This is a genomic window from Variovorax sp. 05L425 (genome assembly GCF_056397705.1).
In genome coordinates this window covers 122,875-141,765 of record NZ_JBFTNY010000004.1, presented here as the reverse complement: position 1 = coordinate 141,765, position 18,891 = coordinate 122,875, and the positions used below count along the sequence as shown (strand labels likewise).

General features: G+C 64.5%; 16 protein-coding genes. 6 read left to right on the top strand and 10 right to left on the bottom strand.

The window, feature by feature from the left end; translation table 11 throughout:
* Positions 1–111 precede the first annotated feature (111 nt).
* From grxD to hemA, 4 genes are all read right to left on the bottom strand, one after another.
* Positions 112–438: a Grx4 family monothiol glutaredoxin gene (grxD, locus tag AC1DN9_RS06460; protein WP_478098384.1), complete on the bottom strand. Its 327-nt coding sequence runs from the start codon at positions 436–438 to the stop codon at positions 112–114.
* A gap of 29 nt (positions 439–467) precedes the next feature.
* Complete coding sequence (prmC, locus tag AC1DN9_RS06455) at positions 468–1,280, bottom strand: peptide chain release factor N(5)-glutamine methyltransferase (protein WP_478098382.1); 813 nt, start codon at positions 1,278–1,280, stop codon at positions 468–470.
* Between the two features lie 38 nt (positions 1,281–1,318).
* Positions 1,319–2,407 carry a peptide chain release factor 1 gene (prfA, locus tag AC1DN9_RS06450; protein ID WP_478098380.1) on the bottom strand — a complete coding sequence of 363 codons (1,089 nt, stop codon included), beginning with the start codon at positions 2,405–2,407 and terminating at the stop codon, positions 1,319–1,321.
* A gap of 104 nt (positions 2,408–2,511) precedes the next feature.
* A complete protein-coding gene (gene hemA, locus AC1DN9_RS06445) occupies positions 2,512–3,807 on the bottom strand; it encodes a glutamyl-tRNA reductase (protein WP_478098378.1) in 1,296 nt (431 codons plus the stop codon).
* 105 nt (positions 3,808–3,912) lie between these two features.
* Between hemA and AC1DN9_RS06440 the strand changes: the two genes are divergently transcribed.
* Positions 3,913–4,191 carry a hypothetical protein gene (locus AC1DN9_RS06440; RefSeq protein WP_478098377.1) on the top strand — a complete coding sequence of 93 codons (279 nt, stop codon included), beginning with the start codon at positions 3,913–3,915 and terminating at the stop codon, positions 4,189–4,191.
* Here AC1DN9_RS06440 and AC1DN9_RS06435 read toward each other — a convergent pair.
* The 6 genes from AC1DN9_RS06435 to ugpB form a co-directional block, all read right to left on the bottom strand.
* Positions 4,188–6,632, bottom strand: a complete 2,445-nt coding sequence (locus AC1DN9_RS06435) for a DUF3772 domain-containing protein (RefSeq protein WP_478098375.1) — start codon at positions 6,630–6,632, stop codon at positions 4,188–4,190. The two genes, AC1DN9_RS06440 and AC1DN9_RS06435, sit on opposite strands and share 4 nt — an antisense overlap.
* A 55-nt stretch (positions 6,633–6,687) precedes the next feature.
* On the bottom strand, positions 6,688–7,428 hold the full coding sequence (gene ugpQ, locus AC1DN9_RS06430) for a glycerophosphodiester phosphodiesterase (protein ID WP_478098373.1): 741 nt from the start codon (positions 7,426–7,428) through the stop codon (positions 6,688–6,690).
* Positions 7,425–8,429: a sn-glycerol-3-phosphate ABC transporter ATP-binding protein UgpC gene (gene ugpC / locus AC1DN9_RS06425; protein WP_478098371.1), complete on the bottom strand. Its 1,005-nt coding sequence runs from the start codon at positions 8,427–8,429 to the stop codon at positions 7,425–7,427. Before ugpC ends, ugpQ begins: the two co-directional genes overlap by 4 nt.
* Before the next feature lie 144 nt (positions 8,430–8,573).
* A complete protein-coding gene (gene ugpE / locus AC1DN9_RS06420) occupies positions 8,574–9,425 on the bottom strand; it encodes a sn-glycerol-3-phosphate ABC transporter permease UgpE (RefSeq protein ID WP_478098369.1) in 852 nt (283 codons plus the stop codon).
* Positions 9,426–9,428: 3 nt separating this feature from the next.
* The gene (ugpA, locus tag AC1DN9_RS06415) at positions 9,429–10,310 is read right to left on the bottom strand and encodes a sn-glycerol-3-phosphate ABC transporter permease UgpA (RefSeq protein WP_478098367.1); all 882 of its coding nucleotides are present in this window, start codon (positions 10,308–10,310) and stop codon (positions 9,429–9,431) included.
* A 149-nt stretch (positions 10,311–10,459) separates the two neighbouring features.
* A complete protein-coding gene (ugpB, locus tag AC1DN9_RS06410; protein WP_478098365.1) occupies positions 10,460–11,770 on the bottom strand; it encodes a sn-glycerol-3-phosphate ABC transporter substrate-binding protein UgpB in 1,311 nt (436 codons plus the stop codon).
* A gap of 231 nt (positions 11,771–12,001) precedes the next feature.
* Here ugpB and serA point away from each other — a divergent pair, with 231 nt between their 5' ends.
* From serA to ubiE, 5 genes are all read left to right on the top strand, one after another.
* Positions 12,002–13,231 (top strand): phosphoglycerate dehydrogenase, encoded by a 1,230-nt coding sequence (gene serA, locus AC1DN9_RS06405; protein WP_478098363.1) that lies wholly within the window; start codon positions 12,002–12,004, stop codon positions 13,229–13,231.
* A gap of 85 nt (positions 13,232–13,316) precedes the next feature.
* Entirely contained in the window at positions 13,317–17,204 is a 3,888-nt protein-coding gene (locus AC1DN9_RS06400; protein ID WP_478098361.1) for a DUF3683 domain-containing protein, read from the top strand.
* 5 nt (positions 17,205–17,209) lie between these two features.
* The gene (locus tag AC1DN9_RS06395) at positions 17,210–17,647 is read left to right on the top strand and encodes an HIT family protein (RefSeq protein ID WP_478098715.1); all 438 of its coding nucleotides are present in this window, start codon (positions 17,210–17,212) and stop codon (positions 17,645–17,647) included.
* Positions 17,647–18,060: a gamma-butyrobetaine hydroxylase family protein gene (locus AC1DN9_RS06390; protein WP_478098359.1), complete on the top strand. Its 414-nt coding sequence runs from the start codon at positions 17,647–17,649 to the stop codon at positions 18,058–18,060. Before AC1DN9_RS06395 ends, AC1DN9_RS06390 begins: the two co-directional genes overlap by 1 nt.
* Before the next feature lie 78 nt (positions 18,061–18,138).
* Positions 18,139–18,870, top strand: coding sequence for a bifunctional demethylmenaquinone methyltransferase/2-methoxy-6-polyprenyl-1,4-benzoquinol methylase UbiE (gene ubiE / locus AC1DN9_RS06385; RefSeq protein WP_478098357.1), 732 nt, complete (start codon positions 18,139–18,141; stop codon positions 18,868–18,870).
* Positions 18,871–18,891 lie beyond the last annotated feature (21 nt).

Here is an 18,891-nt window from a genome sequence, read left to right as displayed (position 1 = left end):
AGTCTCCATTCATGAAACACCGCGGAACCTGCTTAGCCGGGCCGCCGGTGTTGCCCCCGGCAGGGGGTGGGCGCCCGACACGGAGTGCGGGCAACCTGGGGGCGAGCAATATCAAGCCGGATTGCTGTTCAGCATTTGCTGCAATTCGCCGGATTCGTACATTTCCATGAGGATGTCCGAGCCGCCGACGAACTCGCCCTTCACGTAGAGCTGCGGAATAGTCGGCCAGTTGCTGTATTCCTTGATGCCCTGGCGAATGGCATCGTCTTCCAGCACGTTGACGGTCTTGAGCGTTCGGGGGTCGACACCTACCGCCTTGAGGATCTGGATCGCGCGACCCGAGAATCCGCACATCGGAAAGCTGGCGTTGCCCTTCATGAAGAGGACAAGATCGTTGGTCTTGACGAGGTCGTCAATGCGTTGCTGGGCTTCGGACATGGGTGACTCCTGAAATTGGGCTGGGCGGATTATTTCACCGCCCGCCAGATCCCGCCGGAACATCGCGCGATGCCGGCGAGGTCGTCGCGGCTTTGGGATTCGGAAAAACCCTGTCGAGACAGCAGTTGCCGGACCGGCTCGCTCTGGTCGTAGCCGTGTTCGAGCAAAAGCCAGCCGCCTTCTTTCAGATGCGCGGGCGCTGATTGGACGATGCGGCGGATGTCGTCCAGGCCGTCGTCGCCGGAGACGAGTGCGCCCTGTGGTTCGTGGCGCAGGGCGGCCAGATGCGCGTCGCCGTGGGCGATGTAGGGCGGATTCGAAACGATCAAGTCGAGGCCGCGTTCGGCGCCGGCGAGCCAGTCTGCCTGCGTAAAACGCACAGGCAGTCCGAGCCGCTCAGCATTCGCGCGCGCCACCATGAGTGCCTCGGCGCTGGCATCCACTGCCGCCACGTGGGCGTCGGGACGCGCGTGTTGGATCGCCAGGGCGATGGCGCCGCTGCCGGTGCCGAGATCCAGCACCGAGGGCGTCTCCCGCCCTTCCAGGCATTGCAGGGCCCAGTCGACCAGCGTTTCCGTATCGGGACGAGGGACCAGGACGCGGCCGTCGACTCTCAGGCTGAGCCCGTGAAATTCCTTTTCGCCAACCAGGTAGGCCACCGGCTCGCCTGCCCTTCGCCGGGCACACAGTCGTTCGAAACCGGGCCAGACCTCTTCCGCCAACGTGTCGGTGTCATGGGCCAGGAGCCATGCTCGTTCATCTGCGGGACGCCCCAGCACATGCAGCAACAGAAGCTGCGCATCCAGCCGGTCGATGTCCAGGGCGGCCGCTGCAGCCAACATGGCGGCTGGCGTCGAGGGCGAATTGGCTTCCGCTGTGTTCACGCTGGCAAGGCGGCTTCGAGTTCCGCGAGTTGCTCGGCTTCGCGCGCGGATTGCAGGGCGTCCAGCACGTCACCCAGATCGCCCTCCATGATGGCCAGCAGCTTGTAGAGCGTCAGGTTGATGCGATGGTCCGTGAGCCGCCCCTGAGGAAAGTTGTAGGTGCGGATCCGGTCGCTGCGGTCGCCGCTGCCGACGAGCCCCTTGCGCAGCGCAGCATCCTTGGCCGCTCGTTCGCTGCGCTCCTTTTCCTGGATGCGTGCCGAGAGCACTTGCAGCGCCTTGGCCTTGTTGCGATGCTGGCTGCGATCGTCCTGGCACTCCGCGACGATGCCCGTCGGGACGTGCGTGATGCGTACTGCAGAGTCGGTCTTGTTGATGTGCTGGCCGCCGGCGCCGCTGGCGCGGAAGGTGTCGATGCGCAGGTCGGCCGGGTTGATCTGCACTGCTTGCGCCTCGTCCGGCTCTGCGAGCACGGCGACCGTGCATGCGCTGGTGTGGATGCGGCCTTGCGTTTCGGTGGCAGGCACGCGCTGCACGCGATGGCCGCCCGATTCAAAGCGAAGCTTGCCGAACACCTCGTCGCCGACGACGCGAATCACCACTTCCTTGTAGCCGCCGAGTTCGCTTTCGCTTTCGCTGACGATTTCGCAGCGCCAGCCCACTCGGTCGGCATAGCGCGTGTACATGCGCAGGAGGTCGCCGGCGAAAAGGGCCGACTCGTCGCCGCCCGTGCCGGCGCGGATTTCAAGGAAGGCATTGCGCGCGTCGTCCGGATCCTTGGGAAGCAGCAGGCGCTGGAGTTCATCTTCGAGTTGCGTCAGCTCCGCTTCGGCGCTCGCGATTTCCTCCTGTGCCATCTCGGCCATGTCAGGATCGTCGAGCATCTCGCGCGCCCCGGCCAGATCCGCCTCGCGTTGCAGGTAGCGGGTGTACCGGCCAGCGATCTGCGTGACTTCCGCGTGCTCGCGGGAGATGGTGCGGTACTGCGCCATGTCGGACATGATGTCCTCCCGCGAAAGCAGGAAGTCGAGTTCGCCGAGGCGTTGCGCAAAGCGCTCGAGCTGTTGACGCAGGAAGGGTTTCACGGGAAAGGGGCGAAAGAGGGCGGGTTTGCGAAAGGTTCAAGCCGCGTGCGAAGGCGAAGGCGGCAAGGGCGTGTTCGGCGCGCGGCGCCGGAGCAGGGGCGTCGCTAACGCTCTTTGCGCGTGTCGCTGCGGAGTTCGTTTCGCAGGAAGAGGCGCGAAATGGTCTGCGCCGTGTGTTCGCGCGCGGCGGCGTCGCCGGCGTGCAACTCGGCCAGGGCGCCGTGGAGCATCTTCTGGGTCAGCCCGCGCGACAGCGCTTCGAGTACGGCTTCGACGCTCTCTCCCTTGGCAAGCAGCCTGCGCGCCCGCGCCAGTTCGGCGGCACGCCATTCGTCGGTCTGAGCGTTGAGTTGCTGGATCAGCGGCACGGTGCCGCGCTGGTCCAGCCAATGCATGAAGCTCTGGACCCCGGCGTCGATGATGACCTCGGCTTGCGCCACTGCGGCCTGCCGGCTGGCGTGCCCCTGCTGCACGACTTGCGCGAGATCGTCGACCGTGTAGAGATAGATGTCTTCGAGCGCCTTGACCTCGGGCTCGATATCGCGCGGCACAGCAAGGTCGACCATGAACATCGGGCGGTGCTTGCGCAGCTTGAGCGCGCGTTCGACGGCGCCCAGGCCGATCAGCGGCAAGGTGCTGGCCGTGCAACTCACGACGATGTCGAATTCGGCCAGGCGGGCTGGCAGGTCGGCCAGCCGCATGGCCTCGCCGCCGAAGCGCGAGGCCAGCTTTTCGCCGCGCTCCAGCGTACGGTTGGCAATGACGATGGACTTGGGTTGCCTGGCCGCGAAGTGCGTCACGGCCAGGTCGATCATCTCGCCGGCACCGACGAACAGCACGCGGGTGCGTTGCAGATCCTCGAACAGCTGACCAGCCAGGCGAACGGCCGCCGCGGCCATGCTGATCGAGTGGGCGCCGATTTCAGTGGCGGTGCGGACTTCCTTGGCGACGGCGAAGGAGCGCTGGAACAGCTGGTTCAGCGTGCTACCGAGGGCGCCGGCCGTCTCGGCGGCGCGCACGGCATCCTTCATCTGGCCGAGGATCTGGGCCTCGCCCAGGACCATGGAATCGAGCCCGCTGGCGACGCGGAAGGCGTGGCGGGCGGCCTGGTCGTCGTGCAGAGTGTACGCGTGCGAGCGGAGGAGCGCTGGCGACACCCCGCCACTGTGGGCGAGCCAGTCGACGGTGTGGTCGAGCGCGAGATGATTGGCGGCGCAGTAGATCTCGGTGCGGTTGCAGGTCGAGATGATGGCCGCTTCGACGTCGGGATGCCTGTTGGAGCCAAACGAATGCCGAAGGCTCTGGAGCGTCGGAGCGATTTGGTCGATGGCGAACGCGAAACGACCGCGCAGGTCGAGCGGCGCGGTCGTGTGGTTCAACCCGAGGGCCCAGACTGACATAGCCGGCGATTATAAAATCTGCGGCCCGTAGACGGTCCGGCATCGAAAAATGGCCGTTGCCAGAGCTTCCCAATCCCGTGGATGCCCGTCTCGCGAGCCTTCGCAATGACCCCTCTGGACCTTCTCGATCATCTCCTCAACTTTGTTGTCCCGGCGTTCGCGGTCGGCTTTCTGTGCGCGCTCCTGGGTCGATTCACGATGCGCCGGTCCGGCATGCCTCGGGCTTGGTGGGCTCAGGGCGCGGTCAATTTCGTCGTTGGCGTTGCCGTCCTGGTCGCTGGGCTGATCGTCTTCGGTCAGGACGGCAGGATGGCGACCTACGCCGCGCTGGTGGCGGCGTGCGGGACCAGCCAGTGGCTCGTCTCCGGAGGCTGGCGGCGCTAGGTGGCGGTTCCCGGCAGCACGCTGGGTGGCGGCGGCACAGCGGCCACGGGGGAGGGAGGCGCCGGCATGCCGGCCGGTACTCCAGGATAGGCAGCCATCGGCAAGCCTGCCGCGCGAAGCCCATCGAGGATGGTGAACAGCACGTCGCTGCGTATTCCGCCGGAAAGCCGCGGGCTCTGCACATAGGCAACCGCCTGGAAGATCATGAAGCCGACCTCGATACCTTCGAGCGTGACGGCCGGTGCCGGGGTGGCCAGCACGCCCGGATGGTTCGCGAACGCCGACAGCATCACCTCCCGCGCGCGGTTGGCGTCGGTCGTCAGAGGCATGGGCAGGCGGATCAGCACGCGGCCCTCGGCGTTCGAGAGCGTCATGTTGCGGACTGTCTTGGTGATGAATTCCGAATTCGGAACGATCATCGTGGACCGGTCGCCCAGCTGGATCTCGGTCGCGCGAACGTTGATGCGGCGGATGTCTCCCTCGGCATTGCCCAGGACCACCCAGTCGCCGACCTTCACCGGCCGTTCCGCCAGCAGGATCAGCCCCGAGATGAAGTTCTGCACGATCGCCTGCAAGCCGAAGCCGATACCCACCGACAACGCACTGGCCACCCAGGCGATGCGTTCGATGCCGATGCCGAGCGCCGACATCGCGAAAGCGATCACGATGATCCCGCCCACATAGCCCAGCAGCGTCGTGATCGAACTCTGCATCCCCGGCTCGAGGGCCGTGGTCGGCAGGAAGCGTGTGTCCAGCCAGTTCTTGACGATCCGCAGGGCGATGAAGCCGGCAACGAGCACCGCGATCGCGCCGAAGATCGCGCCGGGCACCAACTGGATCTCGCCGACCTTCACCCCCGTGCCGTATTTGCCGCTTCGCTGGAACACCTCGCCCGGGCTCGTGCCGAGGGGCGTCGCCAGCGCGATGATCATGTAGAAGAACAGCGCGACGCGGCTCAAACCCGACAACGCGACGGCCGTCTGATCCAGCGTGCGTTGGGTAAGGCCGAAACTCAGGTGCAGCCGTTGGCCGAAGCTGCTGCGCGACGACACCACCGCCATGAAGAAATCGTCGGCGAACTTGAAAAGCACATAGAAGGCCGACACGACGATGCCGGACCAATTGAGTTGGCTGGCGAGAAAGCTCGCCAGGGCGACGTAACCGGTCGCGACCAATACCCAGATCACGATGAGGATCAGCGTGACCAGCCCCAACAGCACCCCCACCCAGAGCGGTCGCTCCGTTGCGTCCGGCACAGCGGGTGCAGCGGCAGCGTCGCCCGTCGCTTCGGTCGCTGGCGCCGGCACAGCTTCGCGCGGACCCCGCAGCCGCAGCAGCATCGCGCCGATGATTCCGGTAAGGGCCAGGGCCATCACCACGTGCGCCGCAACCACGGCTGCGAAGCTGGCGTCGACCAACGCATTGACCTGCGTCGGCACCCATACCAGGACGGCGACCAGCGCCATCAACCAGGGGTAAGGGGCGAGCCGTGCGGCCATGGCGTTGGGGATCGGCGGCAGCCGCCACGATGGCCGTCCGTTGGACAGCAGCGCTCGCCCGAGGCCGACGACGAAGGCGATGAAAACGCTCGACTGCACCATCGCCTGCCCCAGTTTCCGCGTCTTTTCGCCCCACACCTGGTGGAGGTCGAGCGTCGTGAAGACGCCATGCGCCGCCAGTCCGACCAGAAGGACGTTGGTGCTGACGATCGCGATCACGAGCAGCGATCGTCGCAGTCTTCCAGTCGGCAGCACGCGAGCGGCAATCCGGGTGAGCGCTCGCTCGGCCAGCCAGTTGCCCGGCAACGCCAGGAGCAGCGCCACGATCAGGCTGACGAGCACCGCCGTGGCATGGGCCGGCTGCCTGGCAACGTTCAGACTTGCTTCCAACTCGGTGCCGAGTTCACTCAGTCGATCCACGTCGCCGGACCAGGCCTCGGCCATGTCGCCCCAGAACTCCCTGCCGAGTGGCGAGGGCGCGCGTTCGGTCAACTGGGCTTCGAACATGGCGCGTCGCTTGGCGAGGACATCACTGGCGCGTTGCTGGGCGTCGACGGTCACGAGGCGGGCCAGCCGAATGTCGGCGTCGAGCGCGTTGCGTTCCTTGGTCAAGGTGGCGCGGCGACGGGTGATGTCCGGGTTCTCGGGGGCCGCGCCCGCGGGCGGTGGGTTGCCGAGTTCGCCGAGGCGTGCGTTGAGATCGTTGAGGTCGCCGGTGCGCGAGGCGATGAACTTGTCGGTCGCGGCGCTGATCCCGTTGAGTTCCGTGATCACGCCGGCGACGTCCTCGGCGTTCTCGACATTCCGCGGGACGGCGTCGAGTCGGGCTCGCAGCGCCGCCACGGTGGGGGCGACATCGGCTGTTTCGCTCCCCTGCGCCATCGCCGTGCAGCAAAGCATGGCGGCCAGCAACAGGGCCGCAAGACGTGGGAGCCAGGTCATGTCTTCATCATAGAAGGCGCGCGTCCGGCGGACGAAACGAGGTGCGACGCGACGATCAGTCTGCCGGACTGAACCTGTCGATCCGATCCGTGATGATCCCGTCGGTGCCGAGCGCGATCAATCGCTGCGCGGCCCATTCGTCGTTGACGGTGTAGCTCAGCGCGCGCAGGTCCGCCGCGTGCACCTGCGCCACGGTCGAAGCGTCCCATAGCGCGTAGTTGCAGACGACCGCCGAACAGCGCAATTGCAGCGCTGTGTCGAGCCAGCCGTCCCACAGCGTGTCGAGCAGCAGGCCGCGCGGTAGCTCCGGACGTGTCGTCAATGCGCCCCGCAGCGCGTCGGGCTGAAAAGACGTGAGGAAGGGCGGAGGAAGCGTGGGGTCAGTCCACAGCATGGCCGCATGGCGTGCCACTGCTTCACCGGTGGGCCGCTCTTGGCCGGGCGTGGGCTTGATCTCGATGTTGAGTGCATGCCGGTTTGCCAGGCAGAAACGGATCAGTCCCTGGAGTGTGGCCAGCGGCTCGCCGGCATAGCGGCGCGAATGCCATGTGCCGGCGTCCAGTTGGGACAGTGCCATCCAGGGTTGGTCGCCCGCGACGCCGTGGCCGTTGCTCGTGCGTTCGAGCGTGCTGTCGTGCAGGAGGAAGGGCACGCCGTCGGCGCTGAGCTTGGCGTCGCATTCGAACATGCGAAAACCATACTCGGCGCCGAGCCGGAAGGCGGCCAGCGTGTTCTCCGGCGCGAGCTTGCCCGCGCCGCGATGGGCGATCCAGCGCGGATAGGGCCACGGTTTCATGCTCGCTTCCCGGAGCCGGCGTCGAACCAGTGGAGCTTGTCCTGCCGCGCGGCGATTCGGATGGTGTCGCCCGCGACAGGCGGCGTTTGGCCTTCGTCGGCGCGCATTACCAGTTGCTCGTCACCGATGCGGCCGTAGATCAGCCGTTCGGCGCCCAGCATTTCCACGTACTCGACCTCCACCGACCAGCCGTTCGAGTCGAGCGTCAGGTGCTCGGGTCGGATGCCGAGGATCATGCCCGTCCTCACACCCGGCGCGTGCTTCAACAGGTTCATCGGCGGCGAGCCCATGAAGCTCGCGACGAAGGTCGTGGCGGGGCGCGAGTACACCTCTTCGGGCGTGCCGAACTGGTCCATCACGCCGCCGTTCATCACGATGATCCGCTGGGCGAGCGTCATGGCCTCGACCTGGTCGTGCGTGACGAAAAGCGAGGTAATGCCGAGTTCGCGGTGGAGCTTCTGGATCTCCAGCCGGGTCTGCGCGCGCAGCTTGGCGTCGAGGTTCGACAGCGGCTCGTCGAACAGGAACACCTGCGGTTGCCGAACGATCGCGCGGCCCATCGCGACGCGCTGCCGCTGGCCGCCGGACAACTCGCGCGGCTTGCGCGCCAGCAGGTGGCCGAGTTCCAGGATCTTCGCGGCCTTGTCGACCCGGGCCTTGATCTCGGGCACCGGAATCTTGGCGATCTTCAGGCCGTAGGCCATGTTGTCGAACACCGACATGTGTGGATAGAGCGCGTAGTTCTGGAACACCATCGCGATGTCGCGCTCTGCCGGTTCGAGGTTGTTCACCACCCGATTGCCGATGTGGATCTCCCCGACGCTGACTTCCTCCAGCCCTGCGACCATGCGCAGCAGCGTGGACTTGCCGCAGCCCGAGGGCCCGACGATGACGATGAATTCGTGGTCTGCGATGTCGGCGCTGACGCCGTGGATGACCTGGTTCGCCTTGGGCCCGTGCCCATAGCGCTTGATGACGTTGCGAAACGAGAGAGCTGCCATGTTCTGATTAGTTTTGACCAATGGCTACCAGCGAGCTGGCATCCAAGTTCCAGGAATACCGCGGAACCGGCTTCGCCGGGCCGCTGGTATTGCCCCCTGAAAGGGGGTGTGCGGCTACGCGAAGCGAGCAAGCCTGGGGGTGTTTCATTTTTCGGTATCCACGAGGCCCTTCACGAACCATTTCTGCATGAGGACGACGACCAATGCGGGCGGCACCATCGCAAGGATGGCGGTGGCCATCACCACGTTCCACTCGTTCTGCGAATCGCCGCCGGCGATCAGGCGCTTGATGCCGACGACCACCGGGTACATGTCCTCGCCAGTGGTCGCAAGCAGCGGCCAGAGGTACTGGTTCCAGCCGTAGATGAACTGGATCACGAACAGCGCGGCGATCGACGTCTTCGACAGCGGCAGCAGCACGTCCCAGAAAAAGCGCATCGGGCTGGCCCCGTCCATGCGCGAGGCCTCGGTGAGTTCGTCCGGCACCGTCATGAAAAACTGGCGGAACAGGAAGGTCGCCGTCGCCGATGCGATGAGCGGCACCGTCAGCCCCGCATAGGTGTTGAGCATGTGGAGATCCGACAGCACCTTGTAGGTCGGCAGGATGCGCACCTCCACCGGCAGCATCAGCGTCACGAAGATCATCCAGAAGCAGAACCGCCGAAACGGGAACTTGAAGTAGACGATCGCGAACGCCGACAGCAGCGAGATCGTGATCTTGCCGATCGCGATGACGAGTGCGGTGACCAGGCTGACCCACATCATGTGGGCCACCGGCGCGTTGGAGCCGGCGCTGGTCTCGCGACCGAAAAGCGCCGATTTGTAGCTCTCCATCATGTGACTGCCCGGCAGCAGCGGCATGGGCGCCTGGACGATCTCTTGCGCCGTGTGCGTCGAGGCCACGAACGCGAGGTAGATCGGAAAGGCGATGATGAAGACGCCGAGCACCATCACCACTTGGGCGAGGATGCCGTGAGTGCCACGCTTCTCGACCATGGTTCAGTACTGCACTTTCTTTTCGACGTAGCGAAACTGGAGGACCGTCAGCACGATCACGATCAGCATCAGGACGACCGATTGCGCGGCGGACCCGCCGAGGTCCATCGCCTTGAAGCCGTCGTAGTAGACCTTGTAGACGAGGATCGTGGTGTCCTTGCCCGGGCCGCCCATCGTGGCCGCGTCGACGATCGCGAAGGTGTCGAAGAAGGCATAGACGATGTTGATCACGAGCAGGAAGAAGGTGGTCGGCGACAGCAGTGGGAACTGCACGGTCCAGAACCGGCGCCAGGGACGCGCGCCGTCGATCGCGGCGGCCTCGATGAGCGATTTCGGGATCGACTGCAGGCCGGCCAGGAAGAACAGGAAGTTGTAGGAGATCTGCTTCCAGACCGACGCGAGCACGATCAGCGCCATGGCGTGCCCCGAATTCAAAAGGTGGTTCCAGTCGAAGCCGAACTTGCCCAACGCGTAGGAGACCACCCCGAGTGAGGGCGAGAACATGAAGACCCACACGACCGCAGCAACGGACGGAGCGACCGCGTAGGGCAGGATCAGCATGGTCTTGTAGACCATGCCGCCGTGGATGATGCGGTCCGCAAAAACCGCCAGCGCGAGCGACAGGCTCAGGCCGATGCCCGCCACGAGCACCGAGAACACCGCGGTGGTCTTGAATGACTCGATATAGCTCGGGTCATTGAACAGCTGGCGAAAGTTGTCGAGCCCCACGAACTCGACCGACGTACCGAACGCATCCTGCTGCTGGAGCGATTGCAGGATCGCCTGCGCCGCGGGCCAGAAAAAGAACACGAGGATCACCAGGATCTGCGGAGCCATCAACAGCCACGGCAGCCAGCGGGATCGGAAAACAACCCGTTTTTCCATGCAACCTCAAAAAAGAAAAACCCGCCAGCCTCGGATGTGGCGGGCGGGGCGAGTCTACTGCGGCATCAATTGTTGGCAGGCACCCTCCCCGCTTGGCGGGGAGGGCAGGGTGGGGTGCAAATACGGCAGCTTGAAAGCTGGCAAGAGCTTCAGCTCTTGTTGGCTTTCTGGAAGCGCTCGATCTGCTCGTTGCCGCGCTTGACGATCTCGTCCAGCGCTTCCTTGGCCGTCTTCTTGCCGTTCCAGACCTGTTCGAGCTCTTCGTCCTCGATGGCGCGGACCTGCACATAGTTGCCCAGGCGGATGCCGCGACTCTTGTCCGTCACCTTGCGGATCATCTGCGTCACGGCGACATCGGTGCCGGGGTTTTCCTTGTAGAAGCCCGACTTCTCGGTGAGTTGATAGGCCGCCGTCGTGATCGGCAGGTAGCCCGTGCGCTTGTGACTGGCCGACTGCACTTCAGGCTGCGAGATGAAGCTGAAGAACTTCGCGACACCCTTGTATTCGGCCGGCTTCTTGCCCGACATCACCCACAGGCTGGCCCCGCCGATCACGGTGTTCTGCGGAGCGCCCGGAACGTCCGGGTAGTAGGGCAGCGGTGCCAGCCCATAGGCGAACTTGGCGTTCTTGGCGACGTTGCCGTAGAAGCCCGAAGACGTGTTGATCATGGCGCACTCGCCGGACACGAAGCTCGCCTCGGGCACGTTGCCGCGGCCCTTGTAGATGAAGAGACCCTGCTTGGCCATGTTGGCCAGGTTCTCGATGTGGCGCACATGCAGCGGCGAGTCGATCTTCATGCGCGCGTCGAGACCGGCCAGGCCGTTGCTCTTGGTCGCGAATTCGACGTTGTGCCAGGCAGAGAAGCTTTCGAGCTGTGTCCAGCCCTGCCACGCCGTGGTGAAGGGGCACTTGTGGCCCGCGGCCTTGAGCTTGGCGGCGGCGGCGATGACTTCGGGCCAGGTCGCAGGGGCCTTGTCGGTCGGCAGGCCGGCCGCCTTGAAGGCGTCCTTGTTCCAGTAGAAGATCGTGGTCGAGCTGTTGAACGGGAAGCTCAGCATCTGGCCGTTGGGCGCCGTGTAGTAGCCGGCGACAGCGGAGATGTAGCCGCTCGGGTCGAACTTCTCGCCCGCGTCCTTCATGACCTGGCCGACCGGAACGATGGCGCCCTTGCTGGCCATCATGGTCGCGGTGCCCACTTCGAACACCTGCAGGATGTGCGGCGCATTGCCGGCGCGGAAAGCCGCGATCGATGCCGTCATCGATTCGTCGTAGGTGCCCTTGAACACCGGCACCACCTTGTATTCCTTCTGGCTCTCGTTGAACTGCTTGGCCAGGTCATTGACCCACTCGTTATTGACGGCGGTCATGGAATGCCACCACTGGATCTCGGTCTGCGCGAACGCGGGTGTGAACAGCGTTGCTGCAAGCGCCGAGGCCAAGGCGAGCGTTTTGAATCGCATGAAGACTCCTGAGGGGAATTGGAAAGAAATGAACGCGCGAATGCTAGGTCGCGCGTATGACACGACAACGTCACATATTCTTTGTGCGGCGCGCGGTGTGCCTCAACGGGGGAAACCCTTTTGGTGCGCGACGACCCCAGTCCCGGCATGTTGCAGCGCACCATGCTAGCATCGCCCTCCCTTTTTTCGGCTCCGCCTTTTGCGTTCCGGGCGGGCCTTTCCTGACTCGCAATGAGCAAGACCTCCCTCGACAAAAGCAAGATCAAGTTTCTCCTGCTCGAAGGCATCCATCCTTCGGCGGTCGAGGTGCTTCACGCAGCGGGCTACACCAACGTCGAGACGCTTTCCGGCGCCTTGCCGGACGCCGAACTCAAGGCGCGCATTGCCGATGTGCACTTTCTCGGCATTCGGTCGCGCACGCAATTGACTGCGGACGTGTTCGCCGAAGCGAACAAGCTGGTGGCCGTCGGCTGCTTCTGCATCGGCACCAACCAGGTCGACCTCGACGCGGCGCGCGAACACGGGGTGGCCGTTTTCAATGCGCCGTTCTCGAACACGCGCTCGGTCGCCGAACTGGTGCTGGCCGAAGCCATCCTGCTGCTGCGCGGCGTGCCCGAGAAGAGCGCCGTCGCCCACCGTGGCGGCTGGCTCAAGTCGGCCGACAACGCATTCGAGATTCGCGGCAAGACCCTCGGCATCGTGGGCTACGGCTCGATCGGTGCGCAGCTCTCGGTGCTCGCGGAAGCCTTGGGAATGAACGTTGCCTTCTTCGATGTCGTGACCAAGCTGCCCCTGGGCAACGCACGGCAGGTACGGGAACTGAAGGATCTGCTCGCGCAGAGCGACATCGTGAGCCTGCACGTACCCGAGACGCAGGCCACCCAATGGATGATCGGCGCCGGCGAGATTGCCGCCATGAAGCCCGGCGCCATCCTGATCAACGCCTCTCGCGGCACGGTGGTCGAGATCGAGGCGGTGGCCGTGGCCCTGAAGGAGAAGAAGCTGCTGGGCGCGGCGATCGACGTGTTCCCCGTCGAGCCGCGAAGCAACAAGGACGAGTTCCAGTCGCCGCTTCGCGGCCTGGACAACGTGATCCTCACGCCTCATATCGGCGGCTCGACGATGGAAGCACAGGCCAACATCGGCCTCGAAGTGGCCGAGAAACTCGTCAAGTACAGCGACAACGGCACTTCGACCTCGTCGGTGAACTTCCCTGAGGTGGCGCTTCCGGCGCACCCCGGCAAGCACCGGCTGTTGCACATCCACCGCAACGTGCCGGGCGTTTTGTCGGAGATCAACCGGATCTTTTCCGACAACAACATCAACATCTCCTCGCAGTTCCTGCAGACCAACGAGAAGGTCGGCTACGTCGTGACCGACATCGATGCGGCCTCGTCCGACCTGGCGCTCGAGAAGCTCGCCAAAGTGCCCGGCACGATCCGGAGCCGGGTGCTCTTCTGACCTGTCTGCAGGCTCTTCGGGGCTGCCTTAAAATTCACGCCCCTGGTTCATGGGGCGCGCAGCGCCCGACCGAGGCCACTCCCCGATGAATGCTCCGACCGCGTTGACGGCGTTGTTGTCGCAGGCCGCAGAGCCCGCGCGATTGCGTGAGATCCCCTACAACTACACCAGCTTCTCCGATCGCGAGATCGTGATTCGCCTGCTCGGCGAACGAGGGTGGGAACTGCTGCAAACCCTTCGATCAGAGCGCCGCACCGGCCGGTCGGCCCGCATGCTTTACGAGGTGCTGGGCGACATCTGGGTCGTCCAGCGCAATCCCTACCTCGTTGACGACCTGCTGGACAACCCGCGTCGACGGGGCCAGCTGGTGGATGCGCTCAATCACCGTCTCACTGAAGTGCAGAAGCGGCGCACGCCCGATACCGATGCCCAGCGCGACGCGCTTGTGGGCGAGTTGACCGGCCTCGCGGCGCAGGCCATCTCGACCTTCGACGCCATGTTCCGCGACGTCGCGGCCCTGCGGCGCAAGGCGACGCGCACGCTGCGCCGGCTCACGGCCAAGGACAACATCAAGTTCGACGGTCTCTCCCGCGTGTCGCATGTGACCGACGCCACCGACTGGCGTGTCGAATACCCCTTCGTCGTACTGACGCCCGATACCGAAGCCGAGATGGCCGCCCTGGTCAAGGGTTGCATCGAACTCGGTCTGACCATCATTCCGCGTGGCGGCGGCACCGGCTACACCGGCGGCGCGATCCCGCTGACGTGGAACAGCGTCGTCATCAACACCGAGAAGCTCGAGGCGATGACCGAGGTCGAGATGGTCTCGCTGCCCGGTCTCGAAGCGCCGGTCCCGACGATCTGGACCGAAGCCGGCGTGGTCACGCAGCGCGTGGCCGATGCGGCCGAGCGCGCGGGCTTCGTGTTCGCGGTCGACCCCACCTCTGCCGAGGCGTCGTGCGTGGGCGGCAACGTTGCCATGAATGCCGGCGGCAAGAAAGCGGTGCTCTGGGGCACGGCGCTCGACAACCTCGCCTCGTGGCGCATGGTGACGCCGCAGGCCGAGTGGCTGGAGGTCACGCGGGTTGGCCACAACCTGGGCAAGATCCACGACGCCGAAAGCGCGGTGTTCGAGCTGCAGTACTTCGCAGCCGACGGCAAGACGGCACTGCGCGCCGAGCGTCTGGAAATCCCCGGTAAGACTTTCCGCAAGGAAGGCCTCGGGAAGGACGTGACCGACAAGTTCCTCTCGGGCCTTCCCGGCATCCAGAAGGAAGGCTGTGACGGCCTGATCACCAGCTGCCGCTGGATCGTGCATCGCATGCCGGCCCATACCCGGACGGTCTGCCTCGAATTCTTCGGCAACGCGAAGGACGCGGTGCCCAGCATCGTCGAGATCAAGGACTTCATGTTCGCGGAACAGAAGCGCTCCGGCGTGCTGTTGGCGGGCCTGGAGCATCTCGACGACCGCTATCTCAAGGCGGTCGGCTATGCCACCAAGTCCAAGCGCCACGGCGGCCTGCCGAAGATGGTGCTGTTCGGCGACATCGCCGGCGATGATGCCGATGCGGTGGCACGCGCGACGTCCGAGGTGGTGCGCATCGCCAATTCGCGCAGCGGCGAAGGCTTCATCGCCATCAGCCCCGAGGCACGCAAGAAGTTCTGGCTGGACCGCAAGCGCACCGCGGCGATCAGCCGGCACACCAACGCCTTCAAGATCAACGAAGACGTGGTGATCCCGCTGCCGCGCATGGCCGAATACACGGACGGTATCGAGCGCATCAACATCGAGCTGTCGCTGCAGAACAAGATCGCGCTCGCCGACGAGCTCGAAGCCTTCCTGGCGCGCGGCAACCTGCCGTTGGGCAAGAGCGACGATGCCAACGACATCCCGTCGGCCGAACTACTGGAAGACCGCGTGGCGCAGGCCGTGACGCTCGTGCGTGAACTGCGCGCGCTCTGGCAACAATGGCTCGACGATGTCGAAACGTTGTTCCCGCAGTTGCAGGATCACTCGCTGCGCGCGAGCTGGAAGACGCAACTGCGCGCCCCCCTGGCGTCGATCTTCACCGGTGGCGAGTTCACGCCGATCCTGGCCGAGTGCAGCGCCATCCACAAGCGCGTGCTCAAGGGCCGCGTCTGGGTTGCGCTCCACATGCACGCGGGCGACGGCAACGTGCACACCAACATCCCCGTCAACAGCGACAACTACGAGATGCTGCAGACGGCGCACAAGGCCGTCGCGCGCATCATGGTGCTGGCGCGCAGCCTCGACGGGGTGATTTCGGGCGAGCACGGCATCGGCATCACCAAGCTCGAATTCCTGAGCGAAGACGAGCTTCAGCCCTTTGCCGACTACAAGCGAAGGGTCGATCCCGAGGGCCGGTTCAACAAGGGCAAGCTCCTGCGGGACAACACGAATTTCGCGCGGGACGGACGCTCGCTCCCGGCCGATCTGACCAATGCCTACACGCCGAGCTTCGGCCTCATGGGGCACGAGTCGATCATCATGCAGCAGAGCGACATCGGCGCGATTGCCGACAGCGTCAAGGACTGCCTGCGCTGCGGCAAGTGCAAGCCGGTGTGTGCGACGCACGTGCCGCGGGCCAATCTGCTGTATTCGCCTCGCAACAAGATCCTCGCGACCTCGCTGCTCGTTGAAGCTTTCCTGTACGAGGAACAGACCCGCCGCGGTGTCAGCATCAAGCACTGGGAAGAGTTCGAGGACGTGGCCGACCATTGCACGGTCTGCCACAAGTGCCTTACGCCATGCCCGGTGAAGATCGACTTCGGCGACGTGTCGATGAACATGCGCAATCTCTTGCGCAAGATGGGGCAGAAGTCCTTCCGTCCCGGCAATGCGGCCGCGATGTTCTTCCTCAATGCCACCAACCCGCAGACCATCAAGATGATGCGCTCGGGCATGGTCGACATCGGCTTCAAGGCGCAGCGACTCGCCAACGACCTGCTGCGCGGGCTGGCGAAAAAGCAGACAGCCGCGCCGCCGGCTTCGCTGGGCCCCGTGCCGATCAAGGAACAGGTGATCCACTTCATCAACAAGAAGATGCCCGGTGGATTGCCGAAGAAGACAGCGCGCGCCTTGCTCGACATCGAGGATGCAGACTACGTGCCGATCATCCGGAATCCGAGCGCGACGACGCCTGAGACCGAGGCGGTGTTCTATTTCCCCGGTTGCGGCTCGGAACGGCTCTTCTCGCAGGTGGGCCTGGCGACGCAGGCCATGCTTTGGCATGCCGGCGTGCAGACCGTCCTGCCGCCGGGCTACCTGTGTTGCGGCTATCCGCAGCGCGGCAGCGGCCAGTTCGACAAGGCGGAGAAGATGATCACCGACAACCGCGTGCTCTTCCACCGTGTCGCTAATACGCTGAACTACCTCGACATCAAGACGGTGGTGGTGAGCTGCGGCACTTGCTACGACCAGTTGCAGGGCTACCAGTTCGACAAGATCTTCCCGGGTTGCCGCATCGTCGACATCCATGAATACCTGCTCGAAAAAGGCATCACGTTGGGCGACGCCGGCGGTGGCGGTTACCTCTATCACGATCCCTGCCACACGCCGATGAAACTGCAGGACCCGATGAAGACCGTGAAGGCGCTCGTCGGCGACAACGTGCTCAAGAACGACCGCTGCTGCGGCGAGTCCGGCACGTTGGGCGTGACGCGGCCGGACATCTCGACGCAGATCCGGTTCCGCAAGGAAGAAGAACTGAAGAAGGGTGAAGCCGAATTGCGCGACGCCGGCAAGATCGCGCCGCAAGGCAACGTCAAGATTCTCACGAGCTGCCCGAGTTGCCTGCAGGGCCTGAGCCGCTATGGCAACGACCTGAACAACGGTCTGCTCGAAGCCGACTACATCGTGGTTGAAATGGCGAACAAGATCCTGGGCGAAAGCTGGATGCCCGACTACGTGGCCGCCGCGAACCAGGGTGGTATCGAGCGCGTGCTGGTGTGACGGCAATGCGCGTCAAGGGCTGCCCCCTGTGCGACGAGGCCGGCGGCCGGCTTGTCTTCGACGCCGCGAAATTCCGTGTGATCCATGCGGCCGAAGAGGCCTTCCCCGCGTTCTATCGTGTCGTGTGGAAGGATCACGTGGCCGAATGGTCCGATCTGTCGGCTGCCGATCGCACGCAGTGCATGGAGGCCGTTGCCGCTGTCGAGCAAAGCATGCGCGACGTACTGGCGCCGGCCAAGATCAATCTCGCCGCGCTCGGCAACATGGTGCCGCACCTTCATTGGCACGTGATCGCGCGTTTCGACTGGGACAATCGCTTCCCGTCGCCCGTGTGGGCTCCCGCGCAGCGAGAGCGCGATCGGCATCGCGAGGTCGCCATCGAGGCCCGCTTGCCAGTAGTGGAGCGCGACATCACCCAGCGTCTTGCGACAAGGAGTTTCTGATGGCAGGTTTGCAGGCAGGCGCGCCGACGCCCCAATCGATCACCGTCCACAACCGGTCGCGCGTGCTGGAAATTGGCTTCTCCGATGGCACGCTTTTCAGGATTCCCTTTGAGCTGATGCGCATCTATTCGCCGTCGGCCGAAGTGCAGGGACACGGTCCGGGCCAGGAAATCCTCCAGACTGGCAAGCGCAATGTCGATCTGCTGGACTTGCAACCGGTCGGCAACTACGCGGTCCAGCCGACCTTCAGCGACGGCCACAACACCGGCATCTTCACGTGGGACCTGCTGTACGAACTCGGCGCTCGTCAGGATGAGAAGTGGGCCGAGTACGAGCGTCGCCTTGCTGCCGCCGGTGTCGATCGCGATGCACCGATGCCCGAGAAGAGCGGACACGCCTGCGGCAGCCATTGAGTCATTGAGTGACAAATGCCCGGTGTCCCTGCGGGGTCGTCGGCGCGGTATGAACGCTTCCGGCCTAACATCGGGAGCATGAGTACCACCCATTTCGGTTTCGAATCGGTCGACGAGCGCGACAAGGCACGACGCGTGCGCGGCGTGTTCGATTCGGTCGCCTCGCGCTACGACCTCATGAACGACCTCATGTCGATGGGTCTCCATCGGGCGTGGAAGGCATACACCATCATGGTCGCCAACGTGGGGGAGGGCTCCAAGGTGCTCGACATCGCCGGCGGCACCGGCGACCTCGCGCTCGCCTTCGCCAAGAAAGTCGGCACCACCGGCGAGGTGGTCCACACCGACATCAACGAGGCCATGCTGCGCACCGGGCGCGATCGGTTGCTCGATGCCGGCGTTGCATTGCCCACGCTGGTCTGCGATGCGGAGAAGCTGCCTTTTCCGGACGATCACTTCGACGTCGTGACCGTGGCTTTCGGCCTGCGCAACATGACGCACAAGGACATTGCGATCAAGGAAATGAACCGTGTGCTGAAGCCGCGCGGCAAGTTGCTGGTGCTCGAATTTTCCAAGGTCGCCAAGCCGTTGCAGAAGGCATACGACTGGTATTCGTTCAGTGTGCTGCCGCGCCTGGGCAAGGTCGTGGCGGGTGATGACGCCAGCTATCGCTACCTGGCCGAGTCCATCCGCATGCATCCTGCGCAAGAGGAACTCAAGACCCTCATGAAGGAGGGCGGTTTCGGGCATGTGGACTATCACAACATGACCGGCGGTGTCGTGGCGCTGCATGTTGGAATCAAGTGTTGAAGCTGTTTGCCGTAGAGGAGA

Coding starts and splice junctions, on each gene's coding strand:
- hemA (WP_478098378.1), bottom strand. CDS start 3,807: ATGTCAGTCTGGGCCCTCGGGTTGAACCACACGACCGCGCCGCTCGAC.
- serA (WP_478098363.1), top strand. CDS start 12,002: ATGAGCAAGACCTCCCTCGACAAAAGCAAGATCAAGTTTCTCCTGCTC.
- ugpA (WP_478098367.1), bottom strand. CDS start 10,310: ATGGAAAAACGGGTTGTTTTCCGATCCCGCTGGCTGCCGTGGCTGTTG.
- AC1DN9_RS06440 (WP_478098377.1), top strand. CDS start 3,913: ATGACCCCTCTGGACCTTCTCGATCATCTCCTCAACTTTGTTGTCCCG.
- ubiE (WP_478098357.1), top strand. CDS start 18,139: ATGAGTACCACCCATTTCGGTTTCGAATCGGTCGACGAGCGCGACAAG.
- ugpE (WP_478098369.1), bottom strand. CDS start 9,425: ATGGTCGAGAAGCGTGGCACTCACGGCATCCTCGCCCAAGTGGTGATG.
- ugpQ (WP_478098373.1), bottom strand. CDS start 7,428: ATGAAACCGTGGCCCTATCCGCGCTGGATCGCCCATCGCGGCGCGGGC.
- grxD (WP_478098384.1), bottom strand. CDS start 438: ATGTCCGAAGCCCAGCAACGCATTGACGACCTCGTCAAGACCAACGAT.
- ugpC (WP_478098371.1), bottom strand. CDS start 8,429: ATGGCAGCTCTCTCGTTTCGCAACGTCATCAAGCGCTATGGGCACGGG.
- ugpB (WP_478098365.1), bottom strand. CDS start 11,770: ATGCGATTCAAAACGCTCGCCTTGGCCTCGGCGCTTGCAGCAACGCTG.
- AC1DN9_RS06390 (WP_478098359.1), top strand. CDS start 17,647: ATGGCAGGTTTGCAGGCAGGCGCGCCGACGCCCCAATCGATCACCGTC.
- AC1DN9_RS06435 (WP_478098375.1), bottom strand. CDS start 6,632: ATGACCTGGCTCCCACGTCTTGCGGCCCTGTTGCTGGCCGCCATGCTT.
- AC1DN9_RS06400 (WP_478098361.1), top strand. CDS start 13,317: ATGAATGCTCCGACCGCGTTGACGGCGTTGTTGTCGCAGGCCGCAGAG.
- AC1DN9_RS06395 (WP_478098715.1), top strand. CDS start 17,210: ATGCGCGTCAAGGGCTGCCCCCTGTGCGACGAGGCCGGCGGCCGGCTT.
- prmC (WP_478098382.1), bottom strand. CDS start 1,280: ATGTTGGCTGCAGCGGCCGCCCTGGACATCGACCGGCTGGATGCGCAG.